The following is a 14558-nucleotide window of genomic DNA, read 5'->3' as shown; positions in this document are numbered from 1 at the left end:
ACGGGGAGCCGGGCTCCCGGCCGGTCAGCGGGCCAGCTCGGGCAGGTCGCGGAACAGCGCCAGCGCCTCCGGGTTGGCCAGGGCGCCGATGTTTTTCACCGGCTCCCCGTGCACCACGTTGCGCACCGCCAGCTCCACCGTCTTGCCCGACTTGGTCCTGGGAATGTCGGCCACCGCCAGGATCCGGGCCGGCACGTGGCGGGGCGTGCACTGGCGGCGGATCCGCTCGCGGATGGCGTCTTCCAGCTCCTCGGTCAGCGCTTCACCCGGGGCCATCTTCGCGAACAGCACCACCCGCACGTCGTTCTGCCAGTGCTGGCCGATCACCACCGAGTCCTGGATTTGCTCGAACTGGTTGACCTGGCGGTAGATCTCGGCGGTGCCGATGCGCACCCCGCCCGGGTTGAGCACGGTGTCGGAGCGGCCGTAGAACAGCATGCCACCGTGCCCGGTCAGCTCGACGAAATCCCCGTGGTGCCAGACCCCGGGCCAGGTGGCCCAGTAGGCGGCGTGGTAGCGGCTGCCGTCCTCGTCGCCCCAGAACCCCAGCGGCCGGTTGGGAAAGCTGTTGCGGCACACCAGCTCGCCCCGCTGGCCGACCAGGGGATGGCCCTGGTCGTCGAACACCCGCACGTCCAGCCCCAGGCCGGGGCCCTGGCACTCGCCCCGGTACACCGGGCTGATGGGGTTGCCGAGCACGAAGCAGCCGCAGATATCGGTGCCGCCGGAGATGGAAGCCAGCTGCAGATCCGCCTTGATATGGCGGTAGACGTAGTCGAACTGCTCCGGCGCCAAGGTGGAGCCGGTGGAGCAGAGGGTGCGCAGGGCGCCGAGATCGTGGCTGTCGGCCGGGTGGATATGCTGCTTCTCCAGCGCCTCCAGGTACTTGGCGGAGGTGCCGAACAGGGTGACCCCCTCCCGCTCGCTCCAGTCCCACAGCACCCGGCCGTCCGGGGCGAAGGGGGAGCCTTCGTACAGCAGCAGGGTGGCGCCGCTGGCCAGGGCGGACACCAGCCAGTTCCACATCATCCAGCCGCAGGTGGTGAAGTAGAGCACCCTATCGCCGGCGCGGACGTCCGAGTGCAGCTGGTGCTCCTTGAGGTGGTTGAGCAGCATGCCGCCGGCACCGTGGACGATGCACTTGGGCTTGCCGGTGGTGCCGGAAGAGTAGAGCACGTAGAGCGGCGCGTTGAAGGGCATGGGGGTATAGCGTGGTGGCTGGCCCCGGTGGCGTTCGAGCAGCTCGGGCCAGTGTAAGGCGCCGTCGTCCGGGCCCAGCCGGTGCCGGCCGATATAGGGGATCTGCACCCAGTGACGCACGCTGTCCAGCGCCGCCACTATGTCCCTGGCCTTGGCGCTGGTGTCGTGCAGCTTGCCGTTGTAGCGGTAGCCGTCGGCGCTGAACAGCACCTTGGGCCGGGTCTGGCCGAAGCGGTCGATGACGCTGTCGACCCCGAAGTCCGGCGAGGTGGAAGTCCAGATAGCGCCCAGGGCGGCGGTGGCCAGCATGGCGATCACCGTCTCCGGCAGGTTGGGCAGGTAGCCGGCCACCACGTCGCCGGGGCCGATGCCTTCGGCCTCGAGCCAGGCGCGCAGGGCCGCGACCTGGGCTTCCAGCTCGGCCCAGCTCAGCCGCAGGTGTCCCTGGCCCTCGGCCTGGAACAGCATGGCGTCCTCCCGGGCGAAGGCGTGGGCCTGGGCCAGCAGGTTTTCGGCGAAGTTGAGCCTGGCCTCGGGAAACCACAGATCCTGCTCGGGGCTTTGGCCCCGTTGCAGCAATACATCTCCCTTGTGGCCGATCACGCCGGCGAAGTCCCACAGCCGGCTCCAGAAGTTATCGCTGTTGCGCACCGACCAGGCGTGCAGGCCGGCGAAGTCTTCGATGGCCAGACCCTGCTCCCGGTTCAGCTCGTCGATAAAGCGCCAGAGCCGGCTCTGCTCGATGCGGGCCCGGTCGGGGCGCCAGAGGGGCGCATGATCGGTATTCATCTAGGCCTCCTGATGATGGTCGGGATGGGCGGCGGCGAAGGCCTCCAGCCGCAGGCAGGCTGCCTCTATGGCCACCAGCCGCGGGTAGGGGGCGAGATCCAGGCCGAAGCGGCGGGCGTTGTAGAGCTGGGGCACCAGGCAGATATCCGCCAGTCCCGGGGTGTCGCCGCAGCAGAAGGGAGAGTCTGTCTCCGTCAACTGCCGCTCCAGGGCGGCCAGGCCCTGCTGCAGCCAGTGGTGGTACCAGGCCAGCTTCTGCTGTTCATCGATGCCGAATTCGCGCACCAGGTATTGCAGCACCCGCAGGTTGTTGAGCGGGTGGATGTCGCAGGCCACCTGCAGGGCCAGGGCCCGGGCCCGGGCGCGGGCGAAGGCCCCGGCCGGCAGCAGGGGCGGGGCGGGGAAGCGTTCGTCCAGGTATTCGATGATGGCCAGGGACTGGCCGAGCAGGCCCTCGCCGGTGTCCAGGCTGGGCACCAGGCCGGTGGGGTTGAGGGCGCGGTAGTCCTCGCCGCGCTGGGCTCCCTCCAGCAGGTTGACGGGGACGGCCTCGAAGGTTTGCCCCTTCAGGTTGAGCGCGATCCGCACCCGGTAGGCGGCGGAGGAGCGGGGATAGTCATAGAGCTTCATGTTTTACCACCCGCTGGTCGATGGCGCCGAAGATGGAGTGGCCGGCCTCGTCCAGCATCTCGATGCGCACCCGGTCGCCGAACTTCATAAAGGGGGTTTTGGCCTGGCCCTGGTCGAGGATCTCCAGCATGCGCCGCTCCGCCAGGCAGCAGGAGCCGGTGCTGCGATCCACGTTGGAGACGGTGCCCGAGCCGATGATGGAGCCGGCGCAGAGTGCCCGGTTGAAGCTGACGTGGGCTACCAGTTGGGCGAAGTCGAAGGTCATGTCGGTACCGGCGTCGGGCTCGCCGAACAGTTCGTCGTTGAGGTGCACCCGCAGCCGGCGGTGGACCTTGTGCTCCCGCCAGTGGTCGCCCAGCTCGTCCGGGGTCACCGCCACCGGCGAGAAGGAGGAGGCGGGCTTGGACTGGAAGAAGCCGAAGCCCTTGGCCAGCTCGTGGGGGATCAGGTTGCGCAGGGAGACGTCGTTGACCAGCATCAGCAGCTTGATGTGCTCGCCGGCCCGCTCCGCCGGGGTGCCCATGGGCACGTCGCCGGTGATCACCGCCACCTCGCCCTCGAAGTCGATGCCCCAGGCCTCGTCCGCCAGGCGGATGTCCTCGCGCGGGCCGATAAAACCGTCGGACATGCCCTGGTACATCAGCGGATCCGTCCAGAAGCTGGCCGGCATCTCGGCGCCGCGGGCCTTGCGCACCAGCTCCACGTGGTTGACGTAGGCGCTGCCGTCGGCCCACTGGTAGGCCCGGGGCAGGGGCGAGGCGCAGGCGGCCTGGTCGAAGGGGAAGCTGTCGGCGCAGGCGCCCTCGTTCAACTGCCGGTACAGGGCCTGCAGTCTGGGTTCGGCCTCGGCCCAGTTGTCCAGCGCCGCCTGCAGGCTGGGGGCGATGGTCCCGGCCTGCACCGCCCGGCTCAGATCCCGGGACACCACGATCAGCTGGCCATCGCGGCCCTGTTTGAGAGAGGCTAGTTTCACAATAATCTCCTTAACTTCAATTTGTTGGCAAAGTTGTCTGAATACTTCGAAGAAGTCGGTCAAAGGGCATTTGTGTTGCCTGCTCAAACCACTCTGCAAGTCTGTCAGTAGCTTGTGTAAGATGTCTTCCAGCTTCCTGCTATCAGCCCTTCACCTGCCAGGAATTCACATAATCCGGGTTTTCCACCCCCTCGGGCAGTTCGGCCACGTCCAGCGGCAGCCGGGTGTCGATCATCACCGCCACTTCGTCGGTCTCGGTGCGGGCGTGCCTGGCGCCGGCGGCGAAGGCCTTGGGATGGGGGCCATGGGTGAAGCCGCAGGGGTGCAGGGTGATCATGCCCGCCTCTATGTTGTCCCGGCTGAAGAAGTTGCCCTTGTGGTAGAAGATGACCTCGTCGTAGTCGTCGTTGTTGTGGTAGAAGGGCACCTTGAGCGCGCCCGGATCCGACTCTATGGGCCTGGGCACGAAGGTGCAGATCACGAAGCCGTTGGCGACGAAGGTGGTGTGGGCCGAGGGCGGCAGGTGGTAGCGGTGGCTCATCAGCGGGCGGATGTCGCGCCAGTTGAGCCGGAACACGGTGAGATCGCCCTTCCAGCCCCGGGCGTCCAGCGGGTTGAAGGGAAAGGTGATGCGGTTCATCTGCTCCCGGGCCTTGAGCCGCACCTGCCATTCGCCGGCCTGGGCGCTTTGGGCCCTGAAGGCGTCGTCGATGCGCGGGTATTCCAGCACCGCCGGGTCGAAGATGGCGTGGGCGCCCACCAGGCCGCGCTCGGCGTTCAGGTAGGAGCCGTTGCTGGCCTCGATCATCAGCAGGGTCACCGGCTCCTCGATCTCCAGCCGCCAGGTGGTGGAGCGGGGCAGGATCAGGTAGTCGCCATCCCCGAAGGCCAGCCGGCCGTAGTCGCAGTAGAGCCAGCCCTTGCCCTGGTGCACGAACAGGCACTCGTCGCCGTCGCCGTTGCGCACCAGGTGATCCATGGAGTGCTCGCTCTTCCAGAGCCGCACCTTGACGCTGGCGTTGTGCAGCAGGGGGGCGGCATCCCAGGGGCTTTGGCCCGGCGGTGTCAGCCGGTTGGTGTCGAAGGCGCGGGGGCGCAGGGGGCCTTCCCAGGCACTCCAGCCGGTGGGGGCGTGCTCATGGTACATATGGGTGGCCGGGCCGAAGAAACCCTCCTTGCCGATTTCCCGCTCGAAGGTGCCCGCCGGCATGTCGCAGTGGGCCTGGCGCGAGGTGTCGCCCTCGCGGATGGGGAATTGGAACCAGTGACGCATCTGCCTGCTCTCCCTCAGGATATTTGGTTGCATTTGTTACTAATATCCATGGCTGCGATGGATATTTCAAGTGCTATTGTTAAAATATAGTAAATTAAACGGGGTTTTTTCGGGGAGGTGCGCTTTTCGCTACGTGTTTCCGGCAGAAAATAGTTACACTGTTTTCCATTTCCGGCCCTAGACCGAAGGATGTGGCGTGGTACAGAAGAAAACCCATTTCGTACTGGACGATTTCGTCCCCTACAAGCTGGTGCTGACCGCCGAACGGGTCGGCAGCCGGCTGGCCGAACTGTATTCCAGGGAGTTCGGCGTCAGCCGGCCCGAGTGGCGGTTGCTGGCCGCCATCGGCTACCGGGAGCAGGTGATCGCCCGGGATCTGTCGGCCATCAGCAGCATGGACAAGGTCAAGGTATCCCGCGGCCTGCAGGGGCTGGAGGACAAGGGGCTGATACAGCGCACCCCCATGCCGGAGGATCAGCGCGCCGCCCTGGTCAGGCTGACGCCGGAAGGGCAGGAGCTGTACCAGCGCATGGTGCCCCGGGTGCTGGAATGGGAAGCGAACCTGATCGACTGCCTGTCGGCGTCCGAATACCGGGATCTGGTCAACGGCCTGGATCGGCTGCTCAGGCGGCTGGACGAGTTGTAGCCCCGCCTGCCTTATACTTGGGGGAGTGCCGTCACCGGAGGTCTCCCCATGTCCGTCACCGATCGTCCCGTCTTCGACCAGCGGCTGCTCGATGCCCTGGTGCATGGCCTGGCCGGCAGCTCGGGCCAGGCCTTTTTCGAGCAGCTGGTGCGGCAACTGGCGTTGATGCTCGGGGTCAAGGGCGCCTGGGTCACCGAGTGGCGGCCGGCCCGCCGCCGGCTGCGGGCGCTGGCGTTCTGGTTCGACGACCACTATATCGAGGGGTACGAATACGATATCGGCGGCACCCCCTGCGAGCCGGTGATCAACCGCTGCGAGCCGACCCTGGTGGCGGAGCGGGTGATCGAACTCTATCCCCGGGACCCGGATCTGCCGGCCCTGGGCGCGGTCAGTTACCTGGGCCAGCCCCTGCAGGATGCCAACGGGGTGGTGCTCGGCCACCTGGCGGTGCTGGACGACAAGCCCCTGGCGGCCAGTGCCGCCCTGCTCTCGGTGTTCCGGCTGTTCACCGCCCGGGCCTCGGCCGAGCTGGCCCGGCTGTGGCGGGATCAGGCCCTGGCCGAGCGGGAAACCCGGCTGCGCACCCTGGCAGAAGAGGCCCGCCAGCTGCGGGAGGACATAGCACGGCTGCAGGGCGAGGCGGAGATCCTGGGCGAAAGCCCGCCCATGCGGCGGATGCGGGAGGAGCTGCGGCGGGTGGCGGGGCTCGATACCACTGTGCTTATTTGCGGCGAAACCGGCACCGGCAAGGAGCTGGTGGCCAGCGCCCTGCATCGCCAGAGCGGGCGGGCCGCCATGCCCTTTGTCCGGGTCAACTGTGCCGCCATCGCCCCCGGACTGCAGGAGAGTGAATTCTTCGGCCACGAGAAGGGGGCCTTCACCGGCGCCCTGCAGCGCCGGGACGGCCGTTTCAAACAGGCCGACGGCGGCACCCTGTTCCTCGACGAGGTGGGGGAGATGCCGCCGGATCTGCAGGCCAAGCTGCTGCGGGTGCTGCAGGAGGGGGAGTTCGAGCGGGTGGGCGGCGGCCGCACCGAAAAGGTGGACGTGCGCCTTATCGCCGCCACCCACCGGGATCTGGCGGCCATGGTGGCGGAAGGCAGCTTTCGCGAGGATCTCTGGTACCGGCTCAACGTCTTCCCGCTGCGGGTTCCCCCCCTGCGGCAGCGGGGCGACGACATCCTGTTGCTGGCCCGGGCGCTGCTCGCGCGTTTCGCCCGCAGTCATGGCCTGCCCCTGCCGACCCTGACCGAACAGGACGAGCGTCGCCTGCGCGCCTACCCCTGGCCGGGCAATGTGCGCGAGCTGGAAAACGTGCTGGAGCGGGCGCTGATCATCAGCCCGGACGGTCGCCGGCTGGCCCTGGACCGGGCCCTGCCCGAGGCGTCGCCACCCCCTTTGCCCATGGAACCGGACGAAGCCGTCATCCTCACCGCGGCGGAGCTGGCGGCGCTGGAAAAGGCCAACCTGGAGCGGGCCCTGGCCCACTGCCAGGGCAGGATTGCCGGCCCCGATGGCGCCGCCGCCCTGCTTGGCCTGCATCCCAATACCCTGAGTTCCCGCCTCAAGGCCATCGGCTTGCGCTGATGTCTCCCCCGATCTCGTGCCGGCCGACCCGAATTATCGTGAAACACGACATATCGGGACTTCCGTTGTACCAGGAGTAAATGACAACTAATTGATTATAAGGTGAATTTTCTCCATCAACGGCTGGCACGGGGATTGCGACAGTGAAAGCGAGGCGAACGCCATCGCCCAACCTGTGTAACCGAGGAGAAATGCCATGAACACCCACAGCCAGATGATCAACGGTCTCGACAAGGACCAGATGATGACCACCATCGCCGCCATCCAGCAGCAGCCGGGCCTGGCCCGCTTCCAGTTCCGGGCCCGCAACCGTTGGGTCAGCGGCGGTGAGAACCGCTCCACCATCCAGGACTTTTACGGTGCCGGCCAGGAGGACGACTCCCGCACCCAACCCTTCCACTTCACCAACGGCGAGCCGCCGGTGTTGCTGGGGGCCAACGAGGGTGCCAACCCGGTGGAATACCTGCTGCATGCCCTGGCCGGCTGTGTGACCACCACCCTGGTGCTGCACGCGGCCGCCCGCGGCATCCGTATTCGCGCACTGTCCACCGAACTGGAAGGGGATATCGATCTGCATGGCCTGCTCGGCCTGGACGACGGCGTACCCGCCGGCTACGAGCAGATCACCATCCGCATGAAGGTGGACGCCGACTGCAGCGATCAGGAGCTGGAGGATCTGATGGGCTATGCCCGCCAGCATTCGCCGGTGTGCAACACCGTCTGCCGGCCGGTGCCGGTCAGGCTGGAACGGGTCGTCTGACCCGGGCGGCCGGGCCCTGTCCGGCCCGGCCGCGACCCTCCTTGTGATATATCAAAGGTTTGTCATTACTATACTGCTAGAGTGGCTACAATGAATTGTGCACTGCAGCAAGAGGTAAGCGATGAGCCGAGGCTCCACGGAAAACATCCCCCCTTCTTCCCCCCGCTGGCATAGCCAGCCGGGCGAGGCGGTGGCGGCCGGGCTGGACAGTCCCGACGCGGGCCTGGGCCGGGACGAGGCCCGCGCCCGGCTGCATCGCTTCGGGCCCAACCAGTTGCCCGGGGTGGCACCCACACCCTGGTGGCGCCGGCTGCTGCGCCAGTTCCACAACCTGCTGATCTACGTCCTGCTGGGCGCCGCCGTGCTGGCGGCGCTGATGCAGCACTGGGTCGACACCGGCGTGATCCTGGCGGTGGTGCTGGTCAACGGGGTCATCGGCTATATCCAGGAAGGGCGGGCCGAGCAGGCGTTGCAGGCCATCCGCGCCATGCTGTCGGCCAAGGCCACGGTGATCCGCGATGGCGAGCGGCTGCGCATCGATGCAGCTGAACTGGTGCCGGGCGACCGGGTCTGGCTGGCCGCCGGCGACAAGGTGCCGGCGGATATCCGCCTGCTGAAGGCCAGCCGGTTGCAGGCCCAGGAAGCGGCCCTGACCGGCGAGTCGATGCCGGTGGACAAGGACGGGGAGCCGGTGGCGGAGGACGCCGACCTGGGGGACAGGCGCGGCATGCTCTATTCCGGCACCCTGATCACCCAGGGCCAGGGCATGGGGGTGGTGGTGGCCACCGGTGCGCGCACCGAACTCGGCAAGATCAACCGGCTGCTGGCAACGGTGGAGGAGCTGACCACCCCCCTGATCCGGCAGATGACCGGCTTCGCCAAGACCCTGACCCTGGTCATCCTGAGCCTGGCGGTGCTGGTCTTCGTGCTCGGCCTGCTGCGGGGCCAGGATCCCCAGATGCTGTTCATGGCGGTGGTCAGCCTGGCGGTGGCCGCCATCCCCGAAGGCCTGCCCGCCATCCTCACCGTGGCCCTGGCCATCGGCGTGACCCGCATGGCCCGCTGCCGGGCCATCATTCGCCGCTTGCCGGCGGTGGAAACCCTGGGGGCGGTGTCGGTGATCTGCTCCGACAAGACCGGCACCCTGACCCGCAACGAGATGATGGTGGCCAGCCTGGTGCTGGCCGATGCCCGCTACCGGGTGGAGGGCAGCGGCTATGCTCCCGAAGGAGCCCTGCACCGGCTGGACGGCGTCGATCATCCCTCCGGCGCCCTGGCGCCCCTGCTGCAGGCCTGCGTGTTGTGCAACGACAGCCAGCTGGTGCGGGGCGAGCAGGGCTGGCGGGTGGAGGGGGATCCCATGGAGGGTGCCCTGCTGACCCTGGCGCTCAAGGGGGGGCTGGATCCGGCCGAGCAGCAGCAGCGCTACCCCCGCAGCGGCGAGATCCCCTTCGACTCCCGCTACAAATACATGGCCAGCCGCCATCGGGGGCCCGATGGCAGCCATTTTCTGGTGGTCAAGGGGGCACCGGACGTGCTCCTGGGATTGTGCCGGGAAGAGCACGGCGGTCAGCCCCTGGAGCAGGGCCGCTGGCTGCGGGTCATGGAGGAGGTCGCCGCCGGCGGCCAGCGGGTGCTGGGGGTGGCCATCAAGCTGCTGGCGCCCGGCGACGACGAGGGTGAATTGCAGCACCGGCAGCTGGAGCAGGGGCTACGGCTGCTCGGCTTGGTGGGGCTGATGGATCCGCCCCGGGACGAGGCCATAGCGGCGGTGGCCGAGTGCCACCATGCGGGCATCCAGGTCAAGATGATCACCGGCGATCACGGCATCACCGCCGGGGCCATCGCCGCCCGGCTGGGGCTGCACAACAACGACGAGGTGCTGACCGGACGGGATCTGGAGCAGTTGAGCGACGCCGAACTGTGCGAACGGGTGGCGGAGGTGAACGTGTTCGCCCGTACCACGCCGGAGCACAAGCTGCGCCTGGTGCAGGCGCTGCAGGAACGGGGTGCCGTGGTGGCCATGACCGGCGACGGCGTCAACGACGCCCCGGCGCTCAAGCGGGCCGACGTGGGGGTGGCCATGGGCCAGGGCGGTACCGAGGCGGCGAAGGAGGCCAGCGAGATGGTGCTGACCGACGACAACTTCGCCACCATCACCCGGGCGGTGCATGAGGGGCGCACCGTGTACGACAACCTGAAGAAGGCCATCGTCTTCCTGCTGCCGGTCAACGGCGGCGAGTCCCTGTCCATCATACTGGCCCTGCTGCTGGCGCTGACCCTGCCGATAGAGCCGCTGCAGATCCTCTGGGTGAACATGGTCAGCTCCATCGGCCTGGCGATGGCCCTGGCCTTCGAAGCCAGCGAGCCCGGGGTGATGCGCCGTCCGCCCCGGGACCCTTGCGCCCCCATCCTGTCCCGCTTCCTGATATGGCGCATACTGCTGGTGTCTATCCTGTTCACCATCGGCATCTTCGGGGTCTTCCAGTGGTCCCTGGCCGCCGGTCACGAGGTCGGCTACGCCCGCACCCTGGCGGTGAACACCCTGGTGGCCATGGAGGTCTGGTACCTGTTCAGCGTACGCCACCTGTACAGCGAAAGCCCTGCCTGGGCGGGATGGCACAGCCTGAGGCCGGCCCTGCTGGCGGTGGCGGTGGTGCTGGCGTTGCAACTCTTCTTCACCTACACGCCCATCATGCAGACCTGGTTCGGTACCCATCCCTTGTCGGCGGACCATGTGCTGCTGACCATAGGGATCGGCCTGGCGGTCTTCCTGGTGCTGGCGCTGGAAAAACGACTGGTCAGGATGGAGGGAAAATGAAACTGCTGACCCTGGTGCGTCATGCCAAGTCGAGCCGGGACGAGCCGGCCCTGGTCGACCTCGACCGGCCCCTGGCCGAACGGGGCCGCAAGGATCTGCCGGTGATGGCGTCTTTCGCCGCGGCCCGGTTGCCGCCGGTGGATTTGCTGCTGTGCAGTCCGGCCCGCCGCACCCGGGACACCGCCCTGGCGTTCGCCGTCGCCCTCGGTTATCCCGAGAGCGACATGGACTTTGCTGCCGGACTCTACGAGGCGTCCGGCGCCAGCCTGCTGAGGCTGCTGCAACGCCAGCCGGCGTCGGTCGGCCACCTGCTGCTGGTGGGTCATATGCCCGGCCTGGGCGAGCTGAGCCGGATGCTGTGCGACGGGCCGGACGACAAGTTCCCCACCTGCGCCGTGCTGCATATGGGGCTGGCGGTGGCCGGCTGGGACGAATTGCAGGCGGGCTGCGGCGAGCTGCTGTGGTACCAGACTCCGAAACGGCTGGTCTGATCTACACTTAGCCTCCGATCGGGCCTGGCCCGTACACGGAGTCATTGCCATGGGTTTTGAACTGGATCTGCGACAGTCCCTGGACCAGAGCCTGCGCGCCAATGCCGGCGGCCTGCTGGAGCAGGCCGCCGCGGGCTTGCTGGGAGAACTCGAGCCGGACGAGGCGGTGCACGAGGCGCGCAAGAGCATCAAGAAGCTGCGCGCCCTGCTGCGCCTGATCGAACTGCCCCTGGGGCGCCGGTTCCGCCCCTGCGACCGCTATTTCCGGGATATTGCCCGCAGCCTCTCGCCCCTGCGCGATGCGCTGGTGCAGCGTCAGCTCCTGGAGCAGCTGGCGCGGCAACAACCGGAGCTGGCCGAGCTGACCGGCCGGCTGTTGCCCCTGTTGCCGGCGGCCAGGGTGAAAAAGCCGGGCAAGCTCCTCCGGCAGGCGGCGGCGGCCCTGCTGGATGGCCGGTCGCGGCTGTCCCGCTGGCCGCCGTTCGAGCCGCGTTTTCGCACCCTGGGGGCCGGCTTTCGCACCGTCTACCAGCAGGCCCGGGAGCCGGCCTGGCAACTGCTCGGAGAGGAGCCGGCCGAGCCCTGGCACCAGTGGCGCAAGTGGGTGAAATACCATGGCTACCAGCTGCGGTTGCTGCAGCCCCTGGCCCCGGACTGGCTGCAACCCAGGTCACAACGGCTCAAGGAGCTGGGGGAATGGCTGGGCGATGAGCACGATCTGGGGGTGCTGGCCGCCCTGCAGCAGCGCCATGTCCCGGAGCTGACGGGAGGAGCTGTGATGGCCGTTATCGGCGAGCGGCGTGCCCGGCTGCGCCGGCAGGCCCTGCAAGGGGGGCGGGCGTTGTTCGCCGACGAGCCCCGGGAAATAAGCCAGCGCCTCAAGCAGCACTGGCGGCGGGACTAGGACTCAGTCCAGGGGCAGCACTATGGCGGTCAGCTTCCAGCCCAGGCCGCGGCGGCTCAGGATGAACTCGGCCTGCTTGCCGCTGTCGTCGGTCATGGTGACCACGAAGTGGTTGAGCGAGCGGTAGCCCATGCGGGCATCGGAAAAGGGCTTGCGTCGTTCGGGCTTGCCGGTGTCGCTGCCGCTGCCGGCGGGCGGCGGATCGCTGCGCGGAATGCCCGGGGCCGGCGTTTCGCCCCGCATCAGTTGCTCTATGCCGGCCGGGGTCACATAGGTATCCACCAGGCCGTCCACCACGGTATTGGCAAGGGCGGCGCCCAGGGCGGCCAGGGGATTCTGCCGGATGTCGTCGCCCAGCTCGCGCAGCATGCGCGCGTTCAACTGATCCTTCAGGCTCTGGCGCACGCTGTCGAATTCCACGTGTTCGGCCAGGGCCCGGCCGTCGCGGTTGTCGGCCGCCTCGCGGATCTGGTAGACGGTGAGCCAGGGGGCGGCCACGCCGTAGCCGAGGGCCAGCACGGCGGCCAGGACGAGAACAAGCTTCAGGGTGCGCATGGGGAAAGACTCCGATAAGGGCGAGACGCCAAGGCTGCCGCTAATTGCCGCCGCTGGCAAGAGCAAACGCTGACGGGGATCAAGCCCTGTCCCGCTTTCCGGCGCAACATAACCGGGGAGCGGGTCCATACTTAGGGCTGACCGCAATCACCGAAGGAGGACACATCATGTTGGAAGCACACGGCATGGCCGTCGAGATGCGCAAGCAGGACGAGCACACCCTGTATCTGACCATCAAGATCTACGGGGACATCGCCTACGACGATTTCAGGGAGATGGAGCAGCAACTGGAGCAGACCCTGGCGACCATGGACAACCCCAGGATCCGGGCACTGGTGGACATGATCGACTTCAACCACTGGGAAGCCAAGGCCTTCTGGGAGGATATCCAGTTCACCCGCAAGCACGGCGACGAGTTCGGCAAGCTGGCGATAGTGGGGGTGGATCTGCGGGAGAAGCTGCTGGCGACCCTGGCGGACTGGTTTATGCTGAGCAGCCAGGTGCAATACTTCGAGAACCTGGAAGAGGCCAGGGCCTGGCTGGAGCAGGAAGAGCCCTGAACGACTTCTTTCGTCGCGGCCGGGGCCAGCGGGTTCCGGCTGCCACCGCCGCCGTCATCGGAAGCGCTTGAGTTCTGGCAAAGAGCTGTCAGAATTCTTGCCCGTCGTTGTTCCTTTATATCGGGGTTCCCAAAAGATGCGCTTTTACAAATCCGGTCTGTCGCTGCTGGCCGCCATGGTGCTCACCGCCTGCTCTTCCAACACCGCCCAGCAGGGAACGCCGCCCGCCGGTATCGAACTGGTTCGCGGCCCCACCCAGATCGCCGGCGGCAACGCCCGTGGGCCCGAGGACATCACGGTGCGTACGCCCCACTTCACCTTCGCCATCTCTCCGGCCAGCCAGGGCGCCCTGGTGGATCTGGCGCTGGTGGAAAACGGCGTCTTCGGCAAGGATCGCATCGAATCCCTCGATTTCGTGCCCGGTGACGGGGAACTCAGCCTGGACGCGCTCACCATCACCGAGCACAGTCCCGAACGGCTGGTGATCGACCTGAAGCGCCAGTGGAACGGCCATACTCTGCTGAGCCGCTACGAGGTCAGCCGCGACTATCCCGGCATCAAGCTCAGCACCCGGCTGCAGAGCCCGGTCAAGGACACCCTGTTCGCCGGCTACCGCCTGCAGCGCAACGAGCCGGCCCAGCCGGGACCCAGCCACAACGAGGTGACGCGGATGGTGCAGAACCACTGGACCGCGGCCCAGCCCCAGAACCCGCTGGGCGAGCTGTATGAAACCGACGATCTGCGCCGCTCGCGCCAGCCGTCCCAGGCCGGCGAGTTCAGCGCCTGGCTGAGCGCCGGCTCCCTCGGCGGCCTGCTGTCCGACAAGGAGATGTACACCATCGCCAGCGACCAGGCCAGCCTGGGCCTGTTCGAACTGAACCCCGCGGCCAGCAACCTGGACTCCTACCTGTCGGTGATGCGCCAGCGCTGGGACAGGGGCGAGCGGGTCTACCTGAGCGCCAGCCCATTGCTGAAGGACGGCCGGCAGAAGAGTGCCAAGCTTTACGCCTATACCCCCAAGGGGCGGCTCAGCGCCGACTTCGCCACCGCCGCCGCCAAGGGCCACAGTTTTCTGAGCTTCGGCCCCGAGATTTATCCGGTGACCACCAACTTCGGCGGTGTGGCCGCCCCCTACAGCGAAACCCAGGTGGAGTTCCGCTCCGAGGTGGGCCTGGCCAAGGCCGAGGTCTGGCTGGACGGCAAGCAGGTGGCCGGCTGGAATATCAACGGCGCCAAGTGGTTCCGCACCGGTGTGCCCGTGCCCCCCAACCGCACCTGGATGCAGTGGATAGTGGAAGACAAGCAGGGCAACCGCGCCTACTCCAACCCGATTTGGGTCAAGTAGCGAGCCATACCGTTCAGAAGGGGC

The 14558-nt window shown here is 67.4% G+C and carries 13 protein-coding genes; 8 read left to right on the top strand and 5 right to left on the bottom strand.

The window, feature by feature from the left end; translation table 11 throughout:
* Positions 1-24 precede the first annotated feature (24 nt).
* The 4 genes from CGX12_RS02415 to CGX12_RS02400 all read right to left on the bottom strand — a co-directional run bounded on the left by CGX12_RS02415 (position 25) and on the right by CGX12_RS02400 (position 4865).
* On the bottom strand, positions 25-1989 hold the full coding sequence (locus CGX12_RS02415) for an acetoacetate--CoA ligase (RefSeq protein WP_094038304.1): 1965 nt from the start codon (positions 1987-1989) through the stop codon (positions 25-27).
* The gene (gene maiA / locus CGX12_RS02410; protein ID WP_094038303.1) at positions 1990-2619 is read right to left on the bottom strand and encodes a maleylacetoacetate isomerase; all 630 of its coding nucleotides are present in this window, start codon (positions 2617-2619) and stop codon (positions 1990-1992) included.
* Positions 2606-3592: a fumarylacetoacetate hydrolase family protein gene (locus CGX12_RS02405; RefSeq protein WP_094038302.1), complete on the bottom strand. Its 987-nt coding sequence runs from the start codon at positions 3590-3592 to the stop codon at positions 2606-2608. Before CGX12_RS02405 ends, maiA begins: the two co-directional genes overlap by 14 nt.
* A 142-nt stretch (positions 3593-3734) precedes the next feature.
* Positions 3735-4865 (bottom strand): homogentisate 1,2-dioxygenase, encoded by a 1131-nt coding sequence (locus CGX12_RS02400; protein ID WP_094038301.1) that lies wholly within the window; start codon positions 4863-4865, stop codon positions 3735-3737.
* Positions 4866-5061: 196 nt separating this feature from the next.
* On the opposite strand from CGX12_RS02400, the gene CGX12_RS02395 reads away from it, so the two are divergent.
* The 6 genes from CGX12_RS02395 to CGX12_RS02370 all read left to right on the top strand — a co-directional run bounded on the left by CGX12_RS02395 (position 5062) and on the right by CGX12_RS02370 (position 12074).
* A complete protein-coding gene (locus CGX12_RS02395; protein WP_094038300.1) occupies positions 5062-5511 on the top strand; it encodes a MarR family winged helix-turn-helix transcriptional regulator in 450 nt (149 codons plus the stop codon).
* Between the two features lie 48 nt (positions 5512-5559).
* Entirely contained in the window at positions 5560-7098 is a 1539-nt protein-coding gene (locus tag CGX12_RS02390) for a sigma-54 interaction domain-containing protein (protein WP_094038299.1), read from the top strand.
* Between the two features lie 196 nt (positions 7099-7294).
* A complete protein-coding gene (locus tag CGX12_RS02385) occupies positions 7295-7858 on the top strand; it encodes an OsmC family protein (protein WP_094038298.1) in 564 nt (187 codons plus the stop codon).
* A 121-nt stretch (positions 7859-7979) separates the two neighbouring features.
* Entirely contained in the window at positions 7980-10679 is a 2700-nt protein-coding gene (locus CGX12_RS02380) for a cation-translocating P-type ATPase (protein WP_094038297.1), read from the top strand.
* Positions 10676-11170, top strand: coding sequence for a SixA phosphatase family protein (locus tag CGX12_RS02375; protein WP_094038296.1), 495 nt, complete (start codon positions 10676-10678; stop codon positions 11168-11170). Before CGX12_RS02380 ends, CGX12_RS02375 begins: the two co-directional genes overlap by 4 nt.
* Before the next feature lie 49 nt (positions 11171-11219).
* Positions 11220-12074, top strand: coding sequence for a CHAD domain-containing protein (locus CGX12_RS02370; protein ID WP_094038295.1), 855 nt, complete (start codon positions 11220-11222; stop codon positions 12072-12074).
* A gap of 3 nt (positions 12075-12077) precedes the next feature.
* On the opposite strand, the gene CGX12_RS02365 is transcribed toward CGX12_RS02370, so the two are convergent.
* Complete coding sequence (locus CGX12_RS02365; protein WP_094038294.1) at positions 12078-12629, bottom strand: DUF2939 domain-containing protein; 552 nt, start codon at positions 12627-12629, stop codon at positions 12078-12080.
* 167 nt (positions 12630-12796) lie between these two features.
* Between CGX12_RS02365 and CGX12_RS02360 the strand changes: the two genes are divergently transcribed.
* Positions 12797-13189: a SpoIIAA family protein gene (locus tag CGX12_RS02360; protein WP_094038293.1), complete on the top strand. Its 393-nt coding sequence runs from the start codon at positions 12797-12799 to the stop codon at positions 13187-13189.
* A gap of 136 nt (positions 13190-13325) precedes the next feature.
* Entirely contained in the window at positions 13326-14534 is a 1209-nt protein-coding gene (locus tag CGX12_RS02355) for a CehA/McbA family metallohydrolase domain-containing protein (RefSeq protein WP_094038292.1), read from the top strand.
* Positions 14535-14558: the final 24 nt, after the last annotated feature.

The sequence above is a fragment of the Zobellella denitrificans genome, from assembly GCF_002237365.1.
Taxonomy (GTDB): domain Bacteria; phylum Pseudomonadota; class Gammaproteobacteria; order Enterobacterales; family Aeromonadaceae; genus Oceanimonas; species Oceanimonas denitrificans.
The sequence above is the reverse complement of the archived record's forward strand: the minus strand, read 5'-3'. Positions and strand labels throughout refer to the sequence as shown.

Excerpts from the sequence above, each read along its gene's own strand:
- CGX12_RS02365 (WP_094038294.1), bottom strand. The coding sequence starts at position 12,629 with ATGCGCACCCTGAAGCTTGTTCTCGTCCTGGCCGCCGTGCTGGCCCTC.
- CGX12_RS02415 (WP_094038304.1), bottom strand. The coding sequence starts at position 1,989 with ATGAATACCGATCATGCGCCCCTCTGGCGCCCCGACCGGGCCCGCATC.
- CGX12_RS02360 (WP_094038293.1), top strand. The coding sequence starts at position 12,797 with ATGTTGGAAGCACACGGCATGGCCGTCGAGATGCGCAAGCAGGACGAG.
- CGX12_RS02380 (WP_094038297.1), top strand. The coding sequence starts at position 7,980 with ATGAGCCGAGGCTCCACGGAAAACATCCCCCCTTCTTCCCCCCGCTGG.
- CGX12_RS02385 (WP_094038298.1), top strand. The coding sequence starts at position 7,295 with ATGAACACCCACAGCCAGATGATCAACGGTCTCGACAAGGACCAGATG.
- CGX12_RS02370 (WP_094038295.1), top strand. The coding sequence starts at position 11,220 with ATGGGTTTTGAACTGGATCTGCGACAGTCCCTGGACCAGAGCCTGCGC.
- CGX12_RS02400 (WP_094038301.1), bottom strand. The coding sequence starts at position 4,865 with ATGCGTCACTGGTTCCAATTCCCCATCCGCGAGGGCGACACCTCGCGC.
- CGX12_RS02375 (WP_094038296.1), top strand. The coding sequence starts at position 10,676 with ATGAAACTGCTGACCCTGGTGCGTCATGCCAAGTCGAGCCGGGACGAG.
- CGX12_RS02390 (WP_094038299.1), top strand. The coding sequence starts at position 5,560 with ATGTCCGTCACCGATCGTCCCGTCTTCGACCAGCGGCTGCTCGATGCC.
- maiA (WP_094038303.1), bottom strand. The coding sequence starts at position 2,619 with ATGAAGCTCTATGACTATCCCCGCTCCTCCGCCGCCTACCGGGTGCGG.
- CGX12_RS02355 (WP_094038292.1), top strand. The coding sequence starts at position 13,326 with ATGCGCTTTTACAAATCCGGTCTGTCGCTGCTGGCCGCCATGGTGCTC.